Genomic DNA, 15,061 nt, shown 5'->3' with positions numbered 1-15,061 from the left:
AAAAGGCCTTATTTAAGAAATAAGGCCTTTTGTTTTTTTTATGTTAATCAAAAAGCTTAATTAATATTTATATTTTAGCAAAAAATATAAATATTATGAAAAAAAATACTGAATGTAAGTCTACTTGTCTTACATACAAATGCTATTTCTCCACTAATAGGCATCTGTTTAACCGATCTTCCCATTTTAAAATAAATTTTGAATATTGATTTTCTAACCATATTAAAAAATAATTTCAGAAAATCTAGCTTATTATAAGTTCACATAAAAAAGTGATTCAATGGAAATTGAAGTGCAAGTTTTATAAGCTTGTAAAAACTGCGAAGAATTGAAGTAATAGTAAGAAACAAATAAATAAAATATTAAATATAAGTGATGAAATTTACAAATTATATACTGCCTGTTTTGGTTTTATGGACAGGTTTATTTAAATGTCAGCTAGGGGATAATGGATATCCTCTCTTGAAGGACAAGCTTTTTATAGAAAGTCGATATACAACTGAAGACAAGTTTAAAAATCAAAAAGGAGGTTATATCCCATTAAGAGAATTAGAAAACATAATTCCATCCTTTGAGATAGAAGGGGTTAAAAACCAGAGATTGAAAGATGAGTTTTTAAGTATAACAACGAAAGATACAGCCTATGTCTCTCAGGATATATATGGTAAAGCTTTTTATAAAGAAATCAATATTTCAGATGACAGCAATAGGATCGAATATGATGGAAGATATTATTATATGTATAAAATCAGTTCCGCTGAAGCACTGGCATTACAAGTCTACTTTAAAAAGTATTATATGCCCCAAGGTAGTAAACTATTCTTCTATAATGAAAGTGGTTTTATATTAGGGGAATTTAATGATAAGAATAATCCAGATAAAACAATTAAAGGACTTCAATTTGGGACTCAGCCTATACCTGGAAATACTTTTTATATTGAATTGTCTTATCCTGTATCTAATACAGAAAAACCTTTGCTAATAACAGAGAAAGTAATACATTCAATTACAGATTTCTATAAGGGGGGAGCTTATGGAGAAGCGGGTAAGTGTACAAAAAATGTGGCCTGTGTTTTTACTGATAGTGATGATAAATCTAGAAATATAAAATCTGTTGGTTTGATGCTTTATCCCATATATAAGCAGGGAGTTAACCAGCATACCTATTCAGCAACCTGTACAGGTAATTTGATGAATAATACAAAACAGGATGGTACGCCCTATTTTTTGACGGCAGCTCATTGTATTGGAGCTGCGGCAGCAAATAATAATGTGAATTGGAATACGGAATTAATTACTTTATTTAATTATGAAGCTAAAACCTGTGGAAGTGATGGCTCTGAAGCACCATCATCTTTGTCAAATAATTCAGTTTTAGGGTGTACTGTTCTGACTCAGGCTTCTGAACAGACATTTGATTATGCATTGTTAAAATTAAAGGGGACTGCCAGCTCCTTGGCAAAATATAAAGTTTGCTATGCAGGGTGGGATAATAATCCAAACTCCTATAAAGTAAATGTCTCGAATACATATGGAATCCATCATCCCAAAGGAGATGTCAAAAAAATATCATTTGTGAAAGATTTGTTTCCTGTGTCAATAAACCAAAATATCCCTTTTGATCCACAAAATTCTCTGGGAGCATTTTTAAAAACTACCTGGAGAGATGGTATTGTGGAAGAAGGATCTTCTGGATCACCATTATTTAATAGCTTTGGAAAGCTGATAGGAACATTATCTACGGGGCCTAAGGTGACTAGTGGGCCTGCTTCTAGTATGTTTACTTGTGAGAATCCAGATATCTATAATGGTGTTTGGTTCACTTCTTATTCAAGATTTTCCAATAACTATTACACCATGTCTCCATGGCTAAACCCAAATGGAACAAATGTACAGTCAATAGGTCCATATTGTCCAAATACATCAATTCAAATAGGATCACCTATAAATATCACAGTTAATCCTGGTGTTCCTGTTGGCCCACAGGGAGGTCCTGCCGAGGTTATACCTATTGATATAAACGGAAGAAAGATTCATCCTTCAAATACATGGGGTAAAAAGATTTATTTAAGGAATAATGCTTATTACTTTCCTGAAAATGTAAACTCACCCAATACTAATTTTGATTATATTAATAAATCTTTATATATATCGGAAAATTTGTTTGCTGTAAGCACCAATATATATAGGACAGGCAGCCAACAGGTAATTGATAAATTTGAATTATGGGGGATTTATAAAATAGCTGATTGTAATAAATTGAAGTATCTTAAGCCTGCACCTATAATTATACAAAACCCTATAAGGTTAGGACAATTGAATGAAGTTAGAGTAGATATTGTAGGAATTACAGACGATAAAGTCCACATCATGATTTATTCCAGTAAACGTCATGAGAATACCGTATATATGAATTATGAACTTCAGACTTACAAAGTGGTAAATGATGAATTAGTATATGTAGGTTTTTATCCGATAGCTGCCAACCTTCAACCTCCATTTAATGGTTATTTTAAAAGCCATGAATTTAATAAAAATCGCTTATTATTGGCTAGAAAAGAGGGAAGTAAGGAAGTGATAGATTCATATTTATTTAGTGATTCTAGTAATAGCTGGAGTCATGCAAAAAATGTTATAGTTTTAAATTATGCAGAACGTATGAATATCAAAATGTTGGACGACAAAGTTTTTTTAATAAAAGGAAATAATGCAGATTATACTTATGATAATAGAATGGATATATATTCTTTTGTATCTAATTCTCCAAATCTTATTTTTTATAAAACTTTACCGAATATCTTTTTAGGAAACCCATATTTATCAGGTATTTCTGATATTTTTAAGAAAACTGATAAAGATTTTTTATTTATATATAATAAGAAGAATACTTTAGGAGGAGCAAGTTATGCCTTAATGTCTTTGAACATATCTAATAATTCAGTATCCCACCCGTCAATATCGGATGAATTTAAATACTCAGTTGGAGAAACGAAATTTGTTATTAGAGATAATGAAATAATAAAAATCACAAAATTAGGGGTCTCTTCCCCTAGTGGAGAATTTCCAACCCATCAATATGTTAATTTTATTAATTCCAATGGATCTTGGATTACAAATAATATTAATTTTTATAAATGGGAGAATGTAGTAGGCAATAATAAAGATTATTTAATAACCTTAGATATTATTAATCGGGGAACTATAAATAATTACTCCATAAATGATAGAACTTTAAGTATAAAAGAATTTAATTATCTAACGCATCCATATGTCGTTTATAATAATGACTCCCCTTATTATTCAGGAGCTTACCACAGACCAAAAAAGATTGATCATTTGTTTTTTGATAAAGGAGTAGCAAATAATAAAACTGAATATAATAACCTTATTTATGCAAATACTAATTATTTTCCTATAGGCTATCCATATATTGGTACTTATTATAATACAAAAACATACGACATTAAAACTGTAATCTTAGACAATAAGACAGATCCAGTTAGCGGGGATAAAAATGTTACTTTATATGGTAAATATTCAATAGTTATGAAACCAGGTTTTACCTTTACCTCTTCCTCTGGAGCAGAACTTCATGCAATACCACAGGAATCGCTGCCTGCAGATATTCCTACATGTTCTTTTATGTTTGATGATATGCTTAATCCAGTACTTACTGAGACTCCGGATGAATCTCTTTATTTAAGACAACAATCATTAAAGGAAGAAAACAAGCCTTATTATGGGGAAATAATATTAAATGAAAAAAATAATGATATTAACCAATTTGTTATAAATCAAAGCAATATTAAAGTATACCCTAATCCTACTAAAGGTATTGTTTATATTAATTTGGATGGAAAAGAAAATAATTTTGCATCCTCACAGTTGCACTCAATAGATGGTAAAATATTAATATCAAAAAAAACATTTACAAAAATTACAGAATTTGATCTTTCTCATTATCCAACGGGGACTTATATTATAACTTTAACGGATAAATTAGGTAAAACTTTCTCTTATAAAATAGTCAAAAAATAAATGAATAAAATCGCTACAACGTAGCGATTTTATTTTTAATTAATTTTTGCTAAAGGAAACATAATTGTATTTTGAAGCTTGTATAATTTTAAATACATTTGTGGAATATAAAAACATTAAAAATGAACACACCGTCAGAATTAAAGTACACGAAAGATCACGAATGGATTAAGATCGAAGGAAATGTAGCTACCATTGGTATCACTGATTTTGCTCAGGGAGAATTAGGAGATATAGTTTATGTAGATGTAGATACTGTTGATGATGATCTTAACGGAGGAGATGTTTTCGGAAGTGTAGAGGCTGTAAAAACAGTTTCGGACTTATTTTTACCGATCTCCGGAAAAGTGATTGAATTTAACTCAGCTTTGGAAGATCAGCCTGAACTATTAAATTCTGAACCATACGGAGAAGGATGGATCATTAAATTAGAAATTGCAGATGGTGCAGATCATTCAGAATTACTTTCAGCAGAAGAATATCAAGCTATCATTGGATAGAATTTCAAAAATATTTAGTAAGATTTTGCCCATTTATTGGGCATTTCTTACTTATATGCTGCTCAAACCCGGAGTAGAAAACCATGAATACTGGTTCATGTTTAATGGCATTGATAAAGTATTGCATATAAGCATATTTGCCATGCTGGGTTTTTCCTTTATAGCAGCTTTTCCTAAAATTAAATTTTCTTATTTCTTTCAGATCATTCTTATCTATGCTTTCTTAACGGAGATTTTACAGGAAGAAATGCATCTCGGCAGATCCATGGAAACATTGGATATAGTTGCGGATGTGATTGGATGCTTGCTCGGTTATTATACCTATAAAATACTGATCAAAAGGTTTTTCTAATAATTCCTCCATTATTTTCCTGTCCTTCACATACCCTCATTATATTAGCCATATATAAACCTGGAAGTATAGCGTGAAAAATCTACCCCTATAACACGGACAGTATAACATGTCCTTCAGAGCGCAGCGAAGAATCTTTAACAGTTCTCAGCAGTAAAGCTTCTTTTTTCCTTGCAATCCCTCCCTCATTTCCCTCTTCTAACGGTGTAATATAACTCTATACCCCCCTTCATATCTCTTCCATGATCAATGTTAGTAACGTATTGATAATTCCTAACAAATTATAAAATAGCCAATTACAATAAAAGTTATCCCCAAGTAAAAAAATAGGGATATAAACTTTTGGAATGGGAGACTAAAAGATTCTATCTTTGCAGCACTGAAAAAGAAACAGTAGCGCAGGAGTATAAAATTAAAATTAGCAAACAATCTTTTAAAAAAAGGTATAAAAACTTTTGGATATAGAGATAAAGTTGATTATCTTTGCCCACCCTTTTATCGAGGGTAGCGCAGGAGTTAAGATTGAATTAGGATGGGAATTTAGGGTTATTAAAAAAAAACTTTAATTTTTTTTCAGAAAGATTTGGTCGATAAGAAATAAATACATACTTTTGCACTCGCAAATACGGAATGAAACAGACAGAGGATTAGTTTTGTATGTAGCGAAAGAGAAGAGATCATTGAAATAAGATATAACAACCAAGTAAGGAAAAAACTAAAGCGTTAAAACCTTTGAGAGAGAGATACAAACATACAATGGAGAGTTTGATCCTGGCTCAGGATGAACGCTAGCGGGAGGCCTAACACATGCAAGCCGAGCGGTATAATTCTTTCGGGAATTAGAGAGCGGCGTACGGGTGCGGAACACGTGTGCAACCTGCCTTTATCTGGGGGATAGCCTTCCGAAAGGGAGATTAATACCCCATAATATAATTATTGGCATCAATGATTATTGAAAACTCCGGTGGATAGAGATGGGCACGCGCAAGATTAGATAGTTGGTGAGGTAACGGCTCACCAAGTCAGTGATCTTTAGGGGGCCTGAGAGGGTGATCCCCCACACTGGTACTGAGACACGGACCAGACTCCTACGGGAGGCAGCAGTGAGGAATATTGGACAATGGGTTAGCGCCTGATCCAGCCATCCCGCGTGAAGGACGACGGCCCTATGGGTTGTAAACTTCTTTTGTATAGGGATAAACCTAGATACGTGTATCTAGCTGAAGGTACTATACGAATAAGCACCGGCTAACTCCGTGCCAGCAGCCGCGGTAATACGGAGGGTGCAAGCGTTATCCGGATTTATTGGGTTTAAAGGGTCCGTAGGCTGATTTGTAAGTCAGTGGTGAAATCTCACAGCTTAACTGTGAAACTGCCATTGATACTGCAAGTCTTGAGTGTAGTTGAAGTAGCTGGAATAAGTAGTGTAGCGGTGAAATGCATAGATATTACTTAGAACACCAATTGCGAAGGCAGGTTACTAAGTTACAACTGACGCTGATGGACGAAAGCGTGGGGAGCGAACAGGATTAGATACCCTGGTAGTCCACGCTGTAAACGATGCTAACTCGTTTTTGGGCTTTCGGGTTCAGAGACTAAGCGAAAGTGATAAGTTAGCCACCTGGGGAGTACGAACGCAAGTTTGAAACTCAAAGGAATTGACGGGGGCCCGCACAAGCGGTGGATTATGTGGTTTAATTCGATGATACGCGAGGAACCTTACCAAGGCTTAAATGGGAATTGACAGCTGTAGAAATACGGTTTTCTTCGGACAATTTTCAAGGTGCTGCATGGTTGTCGTCAGCTCGTGCCGTGAGGTGTTAGGTTAAGTCCTGCAACGAGCGCAACCCCTGTCACTAGTTGCCATCATTAAGTTGGGGACTCTAGTGAGACTGCCTACGCAAGTAGAGAGGAAGGTGGGGATGACGTCAAATCATCACGGCCCTTACGCCTTGGGCCACACACGTAATACAATGGCCGGTACAGAGGGCAGCTACACAGCGATGTGATGCGAATCTCGAAAGCCGGTCTCAGTTCGGATTGGAGTCTGCAACTCGACTCTATGAAGCTGGAATCGCTAGTAATCGCGCATCAGCCATGGCGCGGTGAATACGTTCCCGGGCCTTGTACACACCGCCCGTCAAGCCATGGAAGTCTGGGGTACCTGAAGTCGGTGACCGTAAAAGGAGCTGCCTAGGGTAAAACAGGTAACTAGGGCTAAGTCGTAACAAGGTAGCCGTACCGGAAGGTGCGGCTGGAACATCTCATTTTAGAGCGTCGTAAGACGATAAAAAAATTAGTACGCAAGTACAAAAATCTTTCTTAAAGTTAAGCTTTAGTTTTTTTGTTTGGTTGGTATATATATAAGATATAACCCACTAGAAATTAGTATCAGGGAAAGAGAAAGAGACATGAAAAAGGGATTAGAGAATAACCTCTGGCTCATGCCTTATGACTCGTAAAAGAGTCTCGTAGCTCAGCTGGTTAGAGCGCTACACTGATAATGTAGAGGTCGGCAGTTCGAGCCTGCCCGAGACTACTAATTAAAGCGGATAGCAAATAGCGACTAGCTACTGGCCCTTAGCCAATAGCAAGAAGCCCAAAGCTAAAAGCACCTAGCGGGGAATTAGCTCAGCTGGCTAGAGCGCCTGCCTTGCACGCAGGAGGTCAAGGGTTCGACTCCCTTATTCTCCACAGTTTGTATTGGTAAAACTAGACATGTAAACCTCATGACGAGAGCCGTCATTGATACATGAATACGTTTTACATTAATACAGAAGAATTAAAGATCATTGACATTAACGGTAAAGACATCACAAAGAGAAAACCGAGCACTTATAAGTGCTTGAGTAACCTAAAAAAATAGGAAAGAAATCGTTAAGGGCGTATGGCGGATGCCTAGGCTTTCAGAGGCGACGAAGGACGTGGTAAGCTGCGAAAAGCTCGGGGGATTGGCACACACGAATTGATCCCGAGATGTCCGAATGGGGCAACCCAATACATTGAAGATGTATTACCTCTTAGGAGGGGCAAACCCGGAGAACTGAAACATCTAAGTACCCGGAGGAAAAGAAATCGAAGAGATTCCGTAAGTAGTGGCGAGCGAAAGCGGATTAGCCCAAAAGTTTTTATATGTTTAGAGGAATGTTCTGGAAAGAACAATCATAGAAGGTGATAATCCTGTACTCGAAAGGTATATAAAGATGATAAATGAGTATGGCGGGACACGTGAAATCCTGTCTGAATATGGGGGGACCATCCTCCAAGGCTAAATACTCCTGAAAGACCGATAGTGAACAAGTACTGTGAAGGAAAGGTGAAAAGCACTTCGAATAGAAGGGTGAAATAGAACCTGAAACCGTACGCCTACAAGCGGTCGGAGCACCATTAAGGTGTGACGGCGTGCCTTTTGCATAATGAGCCTACGAGTTAATTTTACTAGCGAGGTTAAGTAATTAAGTTACGGAGCCGGAGCGAAAGCGAGTCTGAATAGGGCGGATAGTTAGTAGGATTAGACGCGAAACCTTGTGATCTACCCATGGGCAGGTTGAAGCTCTGGTAACACAGAGTGGAGGACCGAACCGGTTGACGTTGAAAAGTCTTCGGATGACCTGTGGGTAGGGGTGAAAGGCCAATCAAACTGGGAGATAGCTCGTACTCTCCGAAATGCATTTAGGTGCAGCGTCGATGTTAAGTTTATTAGAGGTAGAGCTACTGATTGGATGCGGGGGTTTCACCACCTACCAATTCCTGACAAACTCCGAATGCTAATAAATGTTCGTCGGCAGTGAGGGCATGGGTGCTAAGGTCCATGTCCGAAAGGGAAAGAACCCAGACCACCAGCTAAGGTCCCCAAATATATGCTAAGTTGAAGCAACGCGGTTGAACTGCATTGACAGCTAGGATGTTGGCTTGGAAGCAGCCATTCATTTAAAGAGTGCGTAACAGCTCACTAGTCGAGCGGTTCGGCATGGATAATAATCGGGCATAAGCATATTACCGAAGCTATGGATTTGTACTTTATGTACATCTGGTAGGAGAGCATTCTATTTGCGCCGAAGCAGTATCGTGAGGTATTGTGGAGCGGATAGAAAAGAAAATGTAGGCATAAGTAACGATAAAGGGGGCGAGAAACCCCCTCACCGAAAGACTAAGGTTTCCTCAGCCATGCTAATCAGCTGAGGGTTAGTCGGGACCTAACGCGAACCCGAAAGGGGTAGTGGATGGACAATGGGTTAATATTCCCATACTTGCTCACAATAAAAGGGGACGGTTGGATGTAGCTGCTGGAGACTGACGGAATAGTCAAGGCCTAGCCTTCGGGCGAAGCTGCTGTAGTGTAATCTGATCCAAGAAAAGCCGAAGTGAAGCAACCCGTACCAAAACCGACACAGGTGGTCGAGGAGAGAATCCTAAGGTGCTCGAGTGAGTCGTGGCTAAGGAACTAGGCAAAATAGTCTCGTAACTTCGGAATAAGAGACGCCTCCCTCCGGGGAGGCCGCAGTGAAGAGGCCCAGGCGACTGTTTATCAAAAACACAGGACTCTGCTAAATCGAAAGATGCTGTATAGGGTCTGACACCTGCCCGGTGCTGGAAGGTTAAGGAAGGTGCTTAGCGTAAGCGAAGGCATTAACTGAAGCCCCAGTAAACGGCGGCCGTAACTATAACGGTCCTAAGGTAGCGAAATTCCTTGTCGGGTAAGTTCCGACCTGCACGAATGGTGTAACGATCTGGGCACTGTCTCAGCCACGAGCTCGGTGAAATTGTAGTATCGGTGAAGATGCCGATTACCCGCAATGGGACGAAAAGACCCTGTGAACCTTTACTATAACTTCGTATTGACTTTGAGTAAACAATGTGTAGGATAGGTGGGAGGCTATGAAGCTTGCACGCTAGTGTAGGTGGAGCCAACGTTGAAATACCACCCTTTGTTTACTTGGAGCCTAACTTCGAAAGAAGGACATTGCGTGGTGGGTAGTTTGACTGGGGTGGTCGCCTCCAAAAGAGTAACGGAGGCTTTCAAAGGTACCCTCAGCACGCTTGGTAACCGTGCGTAGAGTGTAATGGCATAAGGGTGCTTGACTGTGAGACCAACAAGTCGATCAGGTGCGAAAGCAGGACATAGTGATCCGGTGGTTCCGTATGGAAGGGCCATCGCTCATAGGATAAAAGGTACTCCGGGGATAACAGGCTAGTCTCCCCCAAGAGCTCACATCGACGGGGAGGTTCGGCACCTCGATGTCGGCTCGTCACATCCTGGGGCTGGAGAAGGTCCCAAGGGTTGGGCTGTTCGCCCATTAAAGTGGCACGCGAGCTGGGTTCAGAACGTCGTGAGACAGTTCGGTCTCTATCTATTGCGGGCGTTAGATGTTTGAGAGGACTTGATTCTAGTACGAGAGGACCGAATTGAACAAACCTCTGGTGTATCAGTTGTACCGCCAGGTGCACCGCTGAGTAGCTATGTTTGGAAGAGATAAGCACTGAAAGCATATAAGTGCGAAACTCGCCTCAAGATGAGACATCTTTTAAGGGTCGTTGTAGATGACGACGTTGATAGGCTACAGGTGTAAAGTTGGTAACAGCATAGCCGAGTAGTACTAATTACCCGTAGATTTATAGCCTATTAGGTTTATTTTACAGAAAACTGTAAACCAAGCCTTATAAGTGCGCTACAGGTTTTGCCTTTGTGATGAAATTTACCGATAAACAAGCAGTATGCTTTATGCTGTAAGCCAAGAGCTTATAGCCTACTGCCTACAGCTATATACCTTCTTTAGGGTGGTTTTAGCGGTGGGGCTCACCTGTTCCCATTCCGAACACAGAAGTTAAGCCCACCAGCGCCGATGGTACTGCTAACGCGGGAGAGTAGGTCGCCGCCAGTTTTTATTTAAAAGTCTCATACTGATGTATGAGACTTTTTTGTTTTTATATAATAATACACTGATAACAGGGAATACCTTAGCTATAGGTTGAAAATGTTCTTTATATAATCCTTATACTAAGATAAACTGAAACAACTAAACTAGGTAGGGATTGCGAATGAAACTTTATACAATCTTTATCCAGAGCCTACTGAACCTAATAAAGTAAGACAGAAACCTCACAGAATAGATATCCACCAGATACATCTATAGGTAGGGATTGCAAATGATCTTTATACAAAGTAAAAGTAATCTGAATCCACTAAAGCAAGACAGAGATCATACATAAAGATATCCATCAGAAATACCTATAGGTAGGGATAGCAAATGAACCTTTATATAACTCTTTATACAAGGCAAACCAGTCTATTTAAAGCAAGGTAGAAATCAATAGAAAAAATATCCAGCAGAAGCACCTGTAGGTTATAATATAGGTAGGGATTGCAAATGCTCTTTAAATAGTCACTATACAAAGGAAACAGAATCCAATAAATCAAGGACAGAAAATCCGCAGAATAGCCATAATACTAAAAATTACTAACCTAGACAGTTCTTTCCTCCAAACTACGGGAAACAGACCCTGAAATATCAAGAGGTTAAAAACTCTATCCTCAAACCCTAGTACTGCTAAAATACTATTAATCTCAAACTCTTATACACACTTCACTTCTACCAAATAAAAAAGCCCAGAGAATAAATCCCTGAGCCTGTTTTGATAAACCCTTATTCTATCTATACCGTGATAAATAATCCATATACCTCGGTAGATCTTCCGGAGAATGAGAAAGAGTTTGGGTTATTTTGTTTAGTATTTCCAGCTTGTTCCTGAAATCACCTTTTAAATGAGTACGTAATAGCTGGAGATGATGGAGAACTTCATCGATTTCATCAGGGATATTTTCATCAAATGTTTCTCTTAATCTTTTGGCTATTGTAGGGGATTTACCATTAGTTGAAATAGCTATTTTTAAATCTCCTTTTTTCACAATTGATCCCAGGTAAAAATCACAGAGATCAGGTTGATCGGCTACATTTACCAATATATTTTTTGCATTGGCAACTTGCTTTATTTTCTGATGGAGACTATTGTCATTGGTTGCTGCAATTACTATGTCTGTATTTTCTATATCTGATTCTTCAAACTCTTTTACTTGATATTCAATATGAGGATATTGATTGAATGCTTCTTTTAGATCATGTCCGAAAGTTTTAGCTATAATTCTGATTTTAGCTTCAGGATTTTGTTTCAGTAAGGCTGAAACTTTTTCAAAACCCACATTTCCGCCACCGATAATCAGGAAACGGATATTTTCTGTTTTCAAAAATACAGGAAAGAGAGTATTACCCATTTAGCTTTTTTTAAGATTAAGATCAAACGTATACGCAATATAATATAATCCTCCAATAGTAGGCCCAGCAGCATATTGGTAATAATAACGATTAAATATATTAGTACCTCCTATTTTTAAGTTAGAACTAATTTCAGGAAATTTAATGCTGATCTGAGCATCAACGGTGGCATAAGATGGTACATAACCGTTTGCCAATGGACTCTGCCAATCGAACCCTGTCTGCCATTTACCTACAATATTAAATCCAACATTTTTAAATATTTCCTTATTACCAAAGCTCATATTTATCATCCATTTCGGGGTATTGAAAGCAGTAATGAAAATATCATTATTATTGTTTGAAATCAAATCATTGTAGCTGAAGTTAGTGGAGACCGTATAGTTTTCATAAAAGTTATACCGGATTCCCAAGGTAGAACCTACGCTTTTATATTTATTGACACTATTGGTAAACACTCTGAACCTGGTTTGTTGTGTTCGGTCCAGCATATCATTAATTCCGGCTGATGTTCCTACATCCCCGTTTTTAGGAACAGCAACTTCTACCTGTCCCAGGAAACCGTCATAAATATTGTAATAAGCATCCCAGTCGATAGCTATTTTATTATCTAAAAGGATAGACCGGTAACCTATTTCAAATGAATTGATTTGTTCAGGTTTCATTTCAGGAAGATTAGCTACTGTTAAAAGTGATTTACTATTTTGAACAGCAGCTTCTTGAGTCTGTCCTGTAGAAATTGCTGCGTTAACAGAAGCATTGAAAAGGTCAATTGATTCAAGAGTATAAGAGTTATTTAAAAAACCTTGTCCCTCATTAACCATTTCAAGACCTCCAACACGTCTCACCCCACCATTATTGACATATCCTAAAGCTTCAAAAATGGAAGGAAATCTAAATCCATTCTGATAGGAAGCTCTGAAATTATGCTGTTTTACCGGAGAGTAGACCACAGCAAATCGGGGATTAAGTTTTGTTTTAAACAGAGGATTATTGTCAACTCTTAAAGATGCGTTCAACTTTAATTTATCATCAAAAATGGTTTTCGTTATTTGAGCAAAAGCCCCAAATTTTTTGTACAGCTGATTTTTTCCGAAACTTCCATCGGCAAGCGGCGTATTCCTTTCAGCTACCGGACGGTTGAAATCTACAAAGTTGTTACCATCAGGTAATACCGAATATACCCGGTAATCTGCTCCCACCAAAAGATCAAAATATTTAACATAGCGCGACAGATTGTAAGTACCGTCTATATTGTAAGTGGTGGATTGCTGTTTCAGCCATGCACCTCCTGTTAGTGGTGCGTTAGGATATCCGGCATTGACGTGATCCCAGTTATTGATTCCCATAATCGTATTTTTCAGGGCATCAAAAGCAGCTGTTCCGGGCTCTACCCGTCCCTGGTCGGCAGCTTGCCTTGCTTTTATAAAGGCATTGGCAAGATCGTTACCGGCATTGATTTCATTTTGCAAAGCGGTCTGAAATACATTGGCCCAATCTTTATTGGATTTATTGGTTAAATCCAGATTATCGGCTAAAGGTTTTAAATTATAAGATTTACCCGTATTTTCCACGGAGATATAACCTTTTATATCAAATTCTTTTCCTTTAACTTCCAGCTTATGGTTTTGAACAGTAGCTCCCTGAAGACGGATTTTATTACCCCGTTGGAAAGTTCCGTCTAGTAATCCATAACGGTAATTATAGGAAACTTCCGTGTTATTAAATATTTTATAATAAAGACCCGCATCAAACTTTATATTACGTACGTTCGGATCTACAAGATCTTTTTCCAGATATCCTGTTCTGGAAACATTGAATATCTGGGTTTTTCCATTGATGGTGGCTTTTACCGTAGTCCGGTTATTCCTTTCATCCCCGTATTTGTTCCATAAATTCTGCGCCGGATTATTGCTTCCGCCTAATTCAGAAAAATCAGGGTTGGCTGTTGTAAGATAATTAGGGTTTTGATCAATTAAAGTATTGGAAATCCAGTCTACTCCGGTAAGATAGGAACCATTAATTTTAAAAGCTAATTTATCACTGATCTTTTTAGCATATCTCATGGCAACTTCATGGGTAGAGGCGGCTCCATGACTCGCATCATCTATATGATTGAGTCCCCCACGGAGATAAAAACTTAATCCTTCCGTTTTGAATGGATTTTTTGTTTGTAAACTTGCCAGCCCATTAATGGCATTCATGCCATATAAAGCAGAAGCAGCACCAGGTGTGATTTCCAAAGACTGAATATCCAGCTCTGTAGGTCCAATGGCATTTCCCAATGGAACCCCAAGGGTTGCGGCCTGTACGTCTACACCATCTACCAGCTGCATGAACCTGAAATTATTTGGAGAATTGAATCCTCGTGCATTAGGAACTTTCAAGGTAAGACTTGAAGTTAACAGCTGGACACCTTTTACATTTTCAAGTGTTTCATAAAAAGAAGGGGCAGGGGTTTCACGGATAGCCCTGATCCCTATTTTTTCAATAGAAACAGGAGATGTTAATGACCTCTCTTCTGTTCTTGAGGCGGTAATTACCACATCATCTATAATATGGGCTTGGGAATTAAGTTCAACGGAAATTTTACTTTCTCCGTTAAGAACTTCCACCTGGGTAGGTTCATAGCCTTTTTTTTCTACCGTGATTATAAAAGGAAAGCTTATTCTTGTTCTGAGCTTAAACTCTCCATCTTGTTCACTGATGGCTTCCTCAGAAGTATTTTTAACTTTGATATGAGCTCCCGCAAGATTTCTGTGGTCACTGCTTTGTACGGATCCCGTAATCTCTACTAATTGTTGCTGTCCATAAATTGTAGTTGCGGACAACAGGAATATACCGAATGTATATTTTTTTATCTGTCGGTTATTTGTAAATTTCATATATTAAAGAGTATT

Annotated in this window: 5 protein-coding genes, 2 tRNA genes and 3 rRNA genes; 8 read left to right on the top strand and 2 right to left on the bottom strand. The window is 38.1% G+C overall.

The genetic code is table 11. The features are described 5' to 3' along the window. Nucleotides 1-375: 375 nt before the first annotated feature. From ABJ974_RS13950 to rrf, 8 genes are all read left to right on the top strand, one after another. On the top strand, nt 376-4,038 hold the full coding sequence (locus tag ABJ974_RS13950; RefSeq protein ID WP_419868837.1) for a T9SS type A sorting domain-containing protein: 3,663 nt from the start codon (nt 376-378) through the stop codon (nt 4,036-4,038). A 122-nt stretch (nt 4,039-4,160) separates the two neighbouring features. Beyond that, a complete protein-coding gene (gene gcvH, locus ABJ974_RS13945; protein WP_292009243.1) occupies nt 4,161-4,538 on the top strand; it encodes a glycine cleavage system protein GcvH in 378 nt (125 codons plus the stop codon). 25 nt (nt 4,539-4,563) lie between these two features. Then, on the top strand, nt 4,564-4,890 hold the full coding sequence (locus ABJ974_RS13940) for a VanZ family protein (RefSeq protein ID WP_419870977.1): 327 nt from the start codon (nt 4,564-4,566) through the stop codon (nt 4,888-4,890). A gap of 753 nt (nt 4,891-5,643) precedes the next feature. After that, nucleotides 5,644-7,160: ribosomal RNA gene (locus ABJ974_RS13935) — 16S ribosomal RNA — on the top strand. Nucleotides 7,161-7,355: 195 nt separating this feature from the next. Then, nucleotides 7,356-7,429: transfer RNA gene (locus ABJ974_RS13930), tRNA-Ile, on the top strand. Nucleotides 7,430-7,510: 81 nt separating this feature from the next. Next, nucleotides 7,511-7,584, top strand: a tRNA-Ala gene (locus ABJ974_RS13925). A 173-nt stretch (nt 7,585-7,757) separates the two neighbouring features. After that, nucleotides 7,758-10,511 (top strand): 23S ribosomal RNA (locus ABJ974_RS13920). Nucleotides 10,512-10,664: 153 nt separating this feature from the next. Further along, a 5S ribosomal RNA gene (gene rrf / locus ABJ974_RS13915) occupies nt 10,665-10,772 on the top strand. Together the 16S, 23S and 5S rRNA genes with 2 tRNA genes alongside form the textbook arrangement of a ribosomal RNA operon. 767 nt (nt 10,773-11,539) lie before the next feature. On the opposite strand, the gene ABJ974_RS13910 is transcribed toward rrf, so the two are convergent. Beyond that, on the bottom strand, nt 11,540-12,160 hold the full coding sequence (locus ABJ974_RS13910; RefSeq protein WP_419868836.1) for a precorrin-2 dehydrogenase/sirohydrochlorin ferrochelatase family protein: 621 nt from the start codon (nt 12,158-12,160) through the stop codon (nt 11,540-11,542). Beyond that, nucleotides 12,161-15,046 (bottom strand): TonB-dependent receptor, encoded by a 2,886-nt coding sequence (locus tag ABJ974_RS13905; protein ID WP_419868835.1) that lies wholly within the window; start codon nt 15,044-15,046, stop codon nt 12,161-12,163. It lies immediately after the preceding gene. Nucleotides 15,047-15,061: the final 15 nt, after the last annotated feature.

It is taken from the genome of Chryseobacterium sp. CT-SW4, assembly GCF_048572715.1.
In the GTDB taxonomy this organism is placed as follows: domain Bacteria; phylum Bacteroidota; class Bacteroidia; order Flavobacteriales; family Weeksellaceae; genus Chryseobacterium.
This window is presented reverse-complemented; position numbering and strand designations above follow the sequence as displayed.